Raw genomic sequence first — 9,790 nt, forward strand, 5'->3', positions numbered from 1 at the left:
TCTACGGCATGCCCGGCTAGCGTGCCATGGCGCGTGATCCACAGGGCTCGGCCGGCGGACGGTTGTCGCCCGCCGGGGTCGATCCGATCCTCGCCCCACGACCCGCGCTTCAACCTCTCCAAGGCGGCCAGGAAGAGCCGCGTGCGCTGGTTCACGCTCGGCCACCTCACCGCCGGGCGCAGCGGCTGCGTCCCCCGCTGGGGCGGGCTCCAGGGACAGGGACGCAATCCGGTCGCCAACCGGCTCGGCCCCCTGCGCGCCGCCGGCGGGGACGCGGGCCTCGCCTTCGGTGGCCCCGCCGGACGCGAACTCGCCACCGCCTGCGCGGACCTCGGCCGGCTCACCGCCGCCTACCGCCGGGCGATCGGCGCCTTCGGCGCCAGGTACATCGATTTCGAGGTCCACGCCCCGGCCGGTGACGCCGCCGTGCGGCGGCGCGCCAGGGCGATCGCGGCCCTGCAGCGGCAGGCCGCCCGCGAGGGCCGCCCCCTCACGGTCAGCTTCACCCTCCCGGTCACCGGGACCGGCCTGGCCCTCGGCGACCAGGAGCTGCTCCGGGTCACCCGGGCGGAAGGCGTCGAGATCGCCACCGTCAACCTGCTCGCCCCCGTTGGCACCTCCCCCGGTTCCGGAGGCCGCCTGCACCCGATCGCCTCCGCCGTCCGCGCCGCGCATCCGCAGATAGCCCGCTCCCTGGGGGAGCGCGCCGCCTGGAACCGGATCGCCCTGACACCCGTGCTGGCCAGGTCCGGCGATCTCACCCGGCTCGACGCCCGCAGACTCGCCGCCTTCACCAGCCGCAACAACCTGGCATGGCTCTCCGCCAGGGGCGCGGCCCTCGCCCCCGGCATCACCCGGTTCCTCACCGGCGCGGCACACTAGACAATCACTCCCCTTTGGGGTTATCTATGGGTTATAACCCTTCCATAACCCTCAAGGGGAGATGTGATGCCGAAGATCAACGTCTACCTGCCGGACGAACTGGCCGAGGCGGTCAAGAGAGCCGGCGTGCCGGTCTCCGCCGTGTGCCAGCGGGCACTTGAGCAGGCCGTACGGCGGGTGACCTCCATCCGCGAGACGGCGCTCAGCGCCCCCGACCTCGACGACCTGGCGGCGCGCTTCCCCCACTTCACCCCGCGGGCCCGGTCCGTGATCAAGCTGTCGGTGGAGCAGGCTCGGGCCCTGGGCGCGGCCGAGGTCGGCACCGAGCATCTGCTGGGCGGCATGCTCGCCGAGGGGAGCAATCTAGCGCTCCAGGTCCTGGGCGCCCTGGAGATCGACCCCGAGGAGGTGCGGCGCCGGCTGGACCGGCCGAGCCCCGCCGCCCCGGCCGCGACCATCGGCGATGCCGAGCTCGCCTTCGGGGCGCCCGCGGCGGCGGCCCTGGAGATGACCGTCACCGAGGCCACCTCGCTCGGCCACAACTACATCGGCTGCGAACACCTGCTTCTCGGGCTGATCGCCGAACCGGAGGGAGTGGCCGGGCATGTCCTGCGGGAGCTGGGGGCCGAGCACCGGCTGACCCGCCGTGCGGTCGCGGCGGCCCTCGCCGGTTATGTCCACCTGCGCGCGCAGACCCAGACCGCCTCCGTCGTCCCGGCCCAGCCCGCCGACGCGGCGAGCGCACTGTCGGCGGCCGTACGCGAGGAGCTCCGTCCCGTCCTGCGCAGGCTCGACCGGCTGGAGGAGCACCTCGGCCTCGCGGACGAGGCGTAGCCGGTGAGCGCGACCGTGCACGCGGCCGCAGCCGTGATCGCGCGCCTGGCCGTGGGCGTACTCGTCGGCGTACTCGTGGGCACGGGCTCGGGTGCGATCATGGGCGTGCTCTCCGGCCTGGCCGTCGGCGCGCTCGGCGCCGCAGACGCCGGCGGCCTCACCCCGTCGAGGCCCTCCCCCACAGACGAACGCCCCACTCGTCCTCCTCGCGGAGAGCAGGCGGGGCGCTCTTTCATGTGTCCTCAGCCAGGCGGGATGATCACGTCGGGTCAGCCCCAATCCCACTGGACGCCGACCAGGCCGGCCTGGAGGGGGCCGGCGACGAGATGGACGGCGTGCTGGGCGTTGAGGGTGAGTTCGCCGCGATCGTGCTCGTCGGTGCCCAAGCCGCGGCGGGCGAAGCGGTGGATGCGGACCGGCAGCGCCGCGGAGTCGAAGCCGACCCGCAGCATGTACTGGCCGCTGGGAAAGCGGAAACCCCGCTCGTACTCCCGGGCCTCCGCGCCACTGGGATCGGCCATCTCGTAGCGGATCATCTGGGTCTCCCCGGTCCGCAGCGCCCGGTCGAACAGCAGCTCGGCCACCACCAGGGCGGCCGGCCCGTCGCGGCGGACCCGGCCGACGCGGCAGTCCTCCAGCGCCCGGACCCGGACCCGCTCCACGTCGCAGCCCAGATCGCCCCAGTAGATCATGATGTAGCGGTCGGCGGCGTCCTCATGGGCTTGCATCACCTGGAGCGTCTCGCGCCGGGTGATGCTGCGATCCGCCCCGATCCGCAGCGTCTCGTGCATCCCGACAATGTGCAGGCGCCGGTCGTCGGCCACCCCGTCCAGGCTCTCCAGCAGCGTCGACAGGGCGCGGGCCGGCTCCAGAATCGACGAGTAGGACACCGCGCCCGGTGTCGGCGGGCTGCTGCGGCCGCGTGGACGGGGCGGGCCGAGCAGTTCCATCAGCGAGCGCGGCGGCAGGATGAGGATCTCCTCCAGCGCGCGTACGGCACGCAGCGACTCGGGCCGCTCGGGACGGCGCAGGCCCTGCTGCCAGTAGCTCAGGCTCGTCGTCCCGACCCGCAGGCCGCGCTCTCCCAGGCGGTGCCGGAGCCGGTTCAGAGTCAGGCCGCGCGCCTGGACCGCGACGCGCAGCGCGACGTGAAAAGGTCCGTCACGTAGCGCGGCCCGGAGTTCACGATCACCTGACATGTGTGAATGTTCACAGATTTTCACCACGCTGTCACCGCGGGGCGGCGCTCTTGTGGCGTGCTCCACGTCCACGTTCACACCGCCCCTGCCGGGTGATCGGCCGTGTCTTGCCCGGCCGCTGTGTCGAGCCGACCATCCTTTCAACAGCACCGGCTTCTCCCCCCAGGAGCTCGACATGCCCTACCTCTCGCCCGGCAGGTTCCGGCGCACGGCCCTCGCGCTCGTGTTGACGACCGCGGCCTGGCTGGTGCCGCCCACCCTCGGCGCCCATGCCGCGGCCGCCTACCGCCTCAACATCACCATGCAGGCCCAGCAGTACACCAACTGGTGCTGGGCGGCCGCCGGCAACACCGTGGCCGCCTACTACGGCTACAACTACAGCCAGAACCAGTTCTGCAACCTGGCCTTCAACCGCTCGATGAACTCCAGCTGCCCCAACAACCAGGCCACCCTGGCCAACGACCAGAACGCCTTCCGCCAGATCGGCATCTCGCCCGGCAACTATGTCTACGACTACCTGACCTACAACGCGGTGATCAGAGAGATGAACGCCAACCGGCCGGTGCTGACCCGGATCCAGTGGTCCTCCGGCGGCGGGCACATGCACACCATCTATGGCTACGACCAGAGCGGGTCATGGGTCTACTGGGGTGATCCCTGGCAGTCGAGTTCCCGCTACAACTGGGCGAGCTACAACTATTACGTCGGCAACGGGTCCTTCTCCTGGACCCACTCCCTCAACTACATCGGCGCGTGAGGAGGCTCCTATGAAGCACATCACAACGGTTCTCGCCCTGGCCGGATCCCTCCTGCTCGCCCCCTCCCTCGCCCACGCGGCCGCCGGCGACCCCACCCCCCAGAGCCCGGCCGAGGCCGCGGCCCTGCAGGCCGTACCACCCGGGGCCGGCGACGGGGCGGCCGCCCGCGCCGCCGCCTCGGCCCCGAGCGTCCAGCAGACGCTTGGCAGGTTCTTCGCCACCAAGGGAGCCCCGCCCGGGGCCGACACCAGCGCGGTGGCGCCGATCACCGCGAAGGTGACCGAGCAGACCGTGGCCGTCAACCACCTCAATCCCGCCTTCGTCGCCGGCCAGTCGGCGGAGGTCTCCCGGTTCGCGTTCTTCGCCACCCAGGCCGACGCGGCCGACGGCCAGACCGCCTCGATCTGGACGACCCGCTCGCGGACCGGCGGCTGGCAGGTCAGCAACATCGCCAGCGGCAACGACGAGCAGCGCTACGCCGCACAGCCGGGCACGGTCTTCCTCGAACCGCAGATCAACGCCTGGTACGCGCTCAGGGACGGCCAGGTCGTCCCGCTCAACACCGAGGCGACGACCTCCGTCGGGGCGCGCGGCGTGCCGCTGGCGGACTACCAGAAGCTGGTCTCGGGTCGCTACGGCGACAAACTGCCCGGCTCCGCGTACGCCCGCAACGGCACGGCCGGCGGCTACGGGCCCGGGGCTTCCGCCGACGGCGGGACACCGCCCGCGCGGGGAGGCGCCCCGCTCGGCTGGGTGGTGGCCGCGGGAGTGCTGCTCGCCGGAGGGTTCGCCGCCTGGGTCACGGGCCGGTTGGGCGGACACCCGCTCCGCCGCCGCACCTCCCGGATCTGAGCTGCACGCTCGTCACCGGACGCCCGGCCCGCGAGGCCGGGCGTTCCGTGCCGTTCCAGCGGTTGACCAGCGGGCCCGAGCCCGTGGAGCGGCGCACGACCAGCTCGGGCTGGAACATCAGCTCGATGTGCCCGCTGTGGCTGCCGTTGATCTCCCCCGAGAGGGGCGCCACGGCGATGCGAGGCCCCGGGCACGACATCCCATCAGAGATCGACCCTCCCGCCTACCGGCCAGGAGCACGGTCCGACCTTAGGGCTCAACAGCCCGGAGACAATCAGTGCTCACCTGGCGGAGGCTTACCGAATCGAGTCCGCCTGACCAGGCAAACCACTCTCGATTCACCCCCGTTAGAGCCTAGATCGACCCTTTGACCAGCAGCGCGACGCACTCCACGTGGTGGGTCATCGGGAAGGCGTCGAAGGCGCGCAGGTCGGCGAGGCGGTAGCCGCCCTCGGCGAACCAGGCGAGGTCACGGGCCAGGGTGGCCGGGTCACAGGAGACGTACACGACCCGAGTGGCCTCAAGAGTGGTCACGCGGTCGACGACGTCGCGGCCCAGACCCGCCCGGGGCGGGTCGACGACGACCAGGTCCGCGCGCTCGATGCCGAAGCGGTCGAGGGCGCTCTCCACCCGCCCCCTGGCGAAGCGTGCCTGGGGGAGGTCACGGAGGTTACGCTCCGCGTCGCGGACGGCGACGGACTCGGACTCGACGCCGAACACGGCCCCCTCGGGGCCGACCGCCTCGGCGAGCCCGGCGGCGAACAGGCCGACGCCGCAGTAGAGGTCGAGGGCCCACTCGCCCGGCCGCGGCGCGGCGAACTTCAGGACCGCGTCGAGCAGGGTGGCGGCGGCGCCGGGGTGGACCTGCCAGAAACCGCTGCCGGTGACCTGGAAGTCGCGCTCGCCAACGCGCTCGACGAGATGGTTGCGGCCGTGGACGACCCGGCTGCGGCCCTTGCCCTCGTCGACGAAGACGGCCACGCTCGTGTCGAGGTCGGGTACGGCCACCGTGCGCCGGGGCTTGGGGGCGATCACGACCGCCTGGTCACCGGTGGAGGAGGCGATGACCTCGACCGAGGAGGCGTTGCGCCAGTTCATCACCTCGGCGCCGACGTTCTCGACCTCGGGGTGGGCGATCAGGCAGGCGTCCACCGGCTCGATGTCGTGGGAGCGGTGGCGGCGCAGGCCCAGCCCGCCCTCACGGTCGACGGCGAACTGGACGCGGGTACGCCAGCCGAGACCGTCGGGGGCGCCCGGGACCTCCTCGACGACGCCCTTCCAGTCGATTCCGCCCAGACGCTTGAGCTGCTCGGCCACCACGTCGGCCTTCAGGCGGCGCTGGGCCTCCAGGGAGGCGTGCTGCCAGTCGCAGCCGCCGCAGCGGCCGGGGCCCGCGAACGGGCAGGGCGGGCTCACCCGGTCGGCGGAGGGCTCCAGGATCTCGACGGCGTCGGCCCGCAGGAACCGGGAGGTCTCCTCGGTGATCTCAGCCGTGACGCGCTCGCCGGGCAGCGCGTGCCGCACGAAGACGACCCGGCCGTCATGGCGCGCGACACACCAGCCACCGTGCGCAACCGGTCCCACCGTCAGTTCGATCATCATGGCCGTCGCCCCCAGAGAATTCGTCGTCGGTCGAGCCTCCTTGCGGTCAGGAGCGCATACGAAAGGTTATGCCTTGACGTCCTCGTCCCGGGCCGCCTCCCGGCGGGGACGGCGGACGGCACCCGGCGCGAGAGGCTCGGGGCGGCCCTTGAGCCGGTCGGAGGAATGAAGCTGCCAGGGCACGCTGATGACCATCACGCCGGGCTGGAACAGCAGGCGGCCCTTCAGCCGCAACGCGCTCTGGTTGTGCAGAATGTGCTCCCACCAGTGGCCGACGACGTACTCGGGGATGTAGACGCTCACCACGTCGCGGGGAGAACGGCGGCGCAGCGACTTGACGTACTCCAGGATCGGCCGGGTGATCTCGCGGTAGGGCGAGTCGAGTGTCTTCAGCGGCACCGGGATGCCGCGCCGCTCCCACTCCTCCTGCAACTCTCTGGCCTCCGCACCCTCCACTCCCACGGTGATCGCCTCGAGCTTGGAGGGACGGGTGGCGCGAGCGTAGGCGAGAGCACGCAGGGTCGGCTTGTGGATCTTGGAGACCAGGACGATGGCGTGGTTGCGCGCGGGCAGTATCGACTCGTCCACCACCGAGTCGTCGGCGGCGAGTTCGCGGGCCACGTTCTCGTAATGGCGGTGGATGCCCTTCATCATCAGAAACAGCACCGGCATGGCCACGCAGACGATCCACGCCCCGTGGGTGAACTTGGTGAGCAGCACGACCACCAGCACCACACCGGTCATGACGCCGCCGAAGAAGTTGATGGTCCGCGAGCGGTACATCTGGTGGCGGACCTTCGGGTCGGTCTCGGTTCTCAGGTGCCGGCTCCAGTGCCGGACCATGCCGATCTGACTCAGCGTGAACGACACGAAGACGCCCACGATGTAGAGGTTGAGCAGGCGGCTGACGTCGGCCTCGAAGCCCCACAGCAGCAGGCAGGCCCCGGCCGCGAGGATCACGATGCCGTTGGAGAAGGCGAGCCGGTCGCCCCGGGTGTGCAGCTGGCGGGGCAGGTAGCGGTCCTGGGCCAGGATCGAGCCGAGCACGGGAAAGCCGTTGAAGGCGGTGTTGGCGGCGAGGAACAGGATCAGCGCGGTGACGGCCGAGATGACGAAGAAGGGCAGCGAGCCGTTCCCGAAGACCGCGTCGGCGACCTGGGAGATGATCGGCTGCTGGTAGTAGCCGGGCCCGGCGGGCCGCCCGTCGATGAGCACGTCCCGGAAGGCGACCGCGGGGTCGGCGACCTTGACCCCCGAGGCCAGGCCGAGAGAGATGATGCCGACGAACATCGTCACCGCGACCAGGCCCATCATCAGCAGCGTGGTCGCGGCGTTCTTGCTCTTGGGCTTGCGGAAGGCGGGCACGCCGTTACTGATCGCCTCGACACCGGTGAGCGCGGCGCAGCCGGTGGAGAACGCGCGCAGGATCAGGAAGGCCGCCGCGAAGGAGGTCAGGTTGGACTGCTCGGCGACGATCTCGTACCCTGCGGTGGGCGCGTGCAGCTCGTCACCGAGGACGAGCACCCGGAAGCTTCCCCACACGATCAGGCCGAGGACGGCGAACATGAAGGCGTAGGTGGGGATCGCGAAGGCCGCGCCGGACTCCCGGATACCACGCAGGTTCACCAGGGTCAGCAGGACGACGATGGCGATCGCGACCAGCGGCTTGTGCTCGGCGACGTAGGGGATGGTGGCCCCCACGTAGTCGACGCCGTTGGCGACCGACACCGCGACGGTCAGCACATAGTCGACCATCAGGGCGCTGGCGACGGTCAGACCGGCGTTCGGGCCGAGGTTGACCGTGGCGACCTCGTAGTCGCCGCCCCCGCTGGGGTAGGCGTGCACGTTCTGCCGGTACGAGGCGACGACGGTGAGCATCACCACCACGACGGCGACGGCGACCCAGGGGCTGAAGTTGTAGAAGGAGACTCCGGCCAGCGAGAGGATGACGAGGATCTCCTGCGGGGCGTAGGCCACCGAGGAGAGCGCGTCACTCGCGAAAACAGGTAGTGCGATGCGCTTGGGAAGCAGCTGCTCGTGTAACTGTGTGCTGCGTAGCGCACGCCCGATGAAAAGGCGTTTGACAAGGTCCGTCACCTTCGACACGTCTGCTGATGCTAGTCGCTATTACCCGGCTGCACTCACGCGGCGCTCCTGGGGGCGCCATACTGGCTGAATACATTGGGAATCAAGATCCGCCTCACAGCGACCGGCGGGGGAGCATGCATATCGTGATCATGGGGTGTGGCCGGGTGGGTTCGACTCTGGCGCACATTCTTGAGGACAGCGGCCACTCGGTCGCGATCATTGACCGTGACCCGCAGGCGTTTCGCCGCCTGCGGGCCGGGTTCCGGGGTCGCAGGGTCACCGGGATCGGCTTCGACCGGGACGTCCTGGAAGAGGCCGGCATCGAGGCCGCGGGCGCCTACGTGGCGGTGAGCAGTGGCGACAACTCGAACATCATCTCCGCCAGGGTCGCCCGCGAGACGTTCGGTGTGGACAACGTCGTGGCCAGGATCTACGACTCCCGGCGCGCCGAGGTCTACCAGCGGCTGGGCATCCCCACGGTGGCCACGGTCCGCTGGACCGCCGACCAGATCCTGCGCCGCGTCCTGCCCGAGGGTGCCGAGCCGCTCTGGCGCGACCCCAGCGGGCGCGTGGTGCTGATCGAGGTGGCCTACCATCCCGGCTGGATCGGCGCCCCGGTGCGGAGGCTGGAGGAGGCCGCGGGAACCCGCCTGGCGTTCATCAACCGGATCGGTGAGACCCTGCTGCCCAAGAACGACTCGGTGGTGCAGGAGGGGGACGTACTGCACGTCATGGCGGTCGAGGCGGACATGGACCGCATCAACAAGGTGCTGTCCGGAGCGCCGGAGGAGGGGCACTGATGCGCGTCACCATCGCCGGTGCGGGGGCGGTCGGCCGGTCGATCGCCGCCGAACTCCTGGAGAACGGCCACGAGGTCCTGCTCGTCGACATCGACCCCAAGGCCATCAAGATCGACACCGTGCCGCGGGCGGAGTGGCTGCTCGCCGACGCCTGTGAGATCTCCTCGCTGGACGAGGCGGGCCTGGCCGACTGCCACGTGGTCGTCGCGGCCAGCGGCGATGACAAGGTCAATCTCGTGGTGTCGCTGCTCGCCAAGACGGAGTACGGCGTGCCGCGCGTGGTCGCCAGGATCAACCACCCCAAGAACGAGTGGCTGTTCAACGAGTCGTGGGGCGTCGACGTGGCCGTCTCGACCCCGCGCCTGCTGAGCGCGCTGGTGGAGGAGGCGGTCAGCGTCGGCGACCTGGTGCGCCTGATGACCTTCCGCCAGGGCCAGGCCAACCTGGTCGAGCTCACCCTGCCCGAGGACGCGCCGGTCGTCGGCCACCGTGCCGGCTCGGTGCCGTGGCCGAATGACACCGCCCTGGTCGCGATCCTGCGCGAGGGCCGGGTGCTGGTGCCCACCGCAGACGACCCGCTGGAGGCCGGCGACGAGCTGATGTTCGTGGCCAGCCAGGAGGTCGAGGAGGAGCTGGCCGAACTCCTGTCCCCGCACCGCGCGCCGCGCTGAGCGGAAAGGCACGAGCACCCGACCGGCCCGGAGACCTCCACAACCGGCGCCGGGAACATGTGCCCGACCACGGTGAGTCACCGGAGCCGGCATCGTGAACACAC

The 9,790-nt window shown here is 70.9% G+C and carries 9 protein-coding genes; 6 read left to right on the top strand and 3 right to left on the bottom strand.

Annotated elements, in window-relative coordinates; genetic code table 11:
• The first annotated feature begins 141 nt into the window (after positions 1-141).
• Together ABZ260_RS38475 and ABZ260_RS38480 are read left to right on the top strand one after the other, a co-directional pair.
• Entirely contained in the window at positions 142-882 is a 741-nt protein-coding gene (locus ABZ260_RS38475) for a hypothetical protein (RefSeq protein ID WP_355627314.1), read from the top strand.
• A 66-nt stretch (positions 883-948) separates the two neighbouring features.
• Complete coding sequence (locus tag ABZ260_RS38480; protein WP_355627316.1) at positions 949-1,716, top strand: Clp protease N-terminal domain-containing protein; 768 nt, start codon at positions 949-951, stop codon at positions 1,714-1,716.
• Positions 1,717-1,985: 269 nt separating this feature from the next.
• On the opposite strand, the gene ABZ260_RS38485 is transcribed toward ABZ260_RS38480, so the two are convergent.
• A complete protein-coding gene (locus tag ABZ260_RS38485; protein WP_350958170.1) occupies positions 1,986-2,915 on the bottom strand; it encodes a hypothetical protein in 930 nt (309 codons plus the stop codon).
• 175 nt (positions 2,916-3,090) lie between these two features.
• Here ABZ260_RS38485 and ABZ260_RS38490 point away from each other — a divergent pair, with 175 nt between their 5' ends.
• Together ABZ260_RS38490 and ABZ260_RS38495 are read left to right on the top strand one after the other, a co-directional pair.
• Positions 3,091-3,672, top strand: coding sequence for a papain-like cysteine protease family protein (locus ABZ260_RS38490; protein ID WP_350917162.1), 582 nt, complete (start codon positions 3,091-3,093; stop codon positions 3,670-3,672).
• 10 nt (positions 3,673-3,682) lie between these two features.
• Complete coding sequence (locus ABZ260_RS38495; protein WP_355627320.1) at positions 3,683-4,525, top strand: hypothetical protein; 843 nt, start codon at positions 3,683-3,685, stop codon at positions 4,523-4,525.
• 354 nt (positions 4,526-4,879) lie between these two features.
• Here ABZ260_RS38495 and ABZ260_RS38500 read toward each other — a convergent pair whose 3' ends face one another.
• Both ABZ260_RS38500 and ABZ260_RS38505 read right to left on the bottom strand, forming a co-directional pair.
• Positions 4,880-6,127: a class I SAM-dependent RNA methyltransferase gene (locus ABZ260_RS38500; RefSeq protein ID WP_355627321.1), complete on the bottom strand. Its 1,248-nt coding sequence runs from the start codon at positions 6,125-6,127 to the stop codon at positions 4,880-4,882.
• A gap of 66 nt (positions 6,128-6,193) precedes the next feature.
• A complete protein-coding gene (locus tag ABZ260_RS38505) occupies positions 6,194-8,233 on the bottom strand; it encodes an APC family permease (protein ID WP_355627322.1) in 2,040 nt (679 codons plus the stop codon).
• Between the two features lie 116 nt (positions 8,234-8,349).
• Between ABZ260_RS38505 and ABZ260_RS38510 the strand changes: the two genes are divergently transcribed.
• Both ABZ260_RS38510 and ABZ260_RS38515 read left to right on the top strand, forming a co-directional pair.
• Positions 8,350-9,015, top strand: coding sequence for a TrkA family potassium uptake protein (locus tag ABZ260_RS38510; protein WP_355557893.1), 666 nt, complete (start codon positions 8,350-8,352; stop codon positions 9,013-9,015).
• Positions 9,015-9,686, top strand: a complete 672-nt coding sequence (locus tag ABZ260_RS38515) for a TrkA family potassium uptake protein (RefSeq protein ID WP_355627323.1) — start codon at positions 9,015-9,017, stop codon at positions 9,684-9,686. The genes ABZ260_RS38510 and ABZ260_RS38515 overlap by 1 nt, the downstream gene beginning before the upstream one ends.
• Positions 9,687-9,790: the final 104 nt, after the last annotated feature.

The sequence above is a fragment of the Streptosporangium sp. NPDC006013 genome, from assembly GCF_040614275.1.
In the GTDB taxonomy this organism is placed as follows: domain Bacteria; phylum Actinomycetota; class Actinomycetes; order Streptosporangiales; family Streptosporangiaceae; genus Streptosporangium.

Coding starts and splice junctions, on each gene's coding strand:
- ABZ260_RS38510 (WP_355557893.1), top strand. CDS start 8,350: ATGCATATCGTGATCATGGGGTGTGGCCGGGTGGGTTCGACTCTGGCG.
- ABZ260_RS38480 (WP_355627316.1), top strand. CDS start 949: ATGCCGAAGATCAACGTCTACCTGCCGGACGAACTGGCCGAGGCGGTC.
- ABZ260_RS38515 (WP_355627323.1), top strand. CDS start 9,015: ATGCGCGTCACCATCGCCGGTGCGGGGGCGGTCGGCCGGTCGATCGCC.
- ABZ260_RS38495 (WP_355627320.1), top strand. CDS start 3,683: ATGAAGCACATCACAACGGTTCTCGCCCTGGCCGGATCCCTCCTGCTC.
- ABZ260_RS38485 (WP_350958170.1), bottom strand. CDS start 2,915: ATGTCAGGTGATCGTGAACTCCGGGCCGCGCTACGTGACGGACCTTTT.
- ABZ260_RS38490 (WP_350917162.1), top strand. CDS start 3,091: ATGCCCTACCTCTCGCCCGGCAGGTTCCGGCGCACGGCCCTCGCGCTC.
- ABZ260_RS38500 (WP_355627321.1), bottom strand. CDS start 6,127: ATGATGATCGAACTGACGGTGGGACCGGTTGCGCACGGTGGCTGGTGT.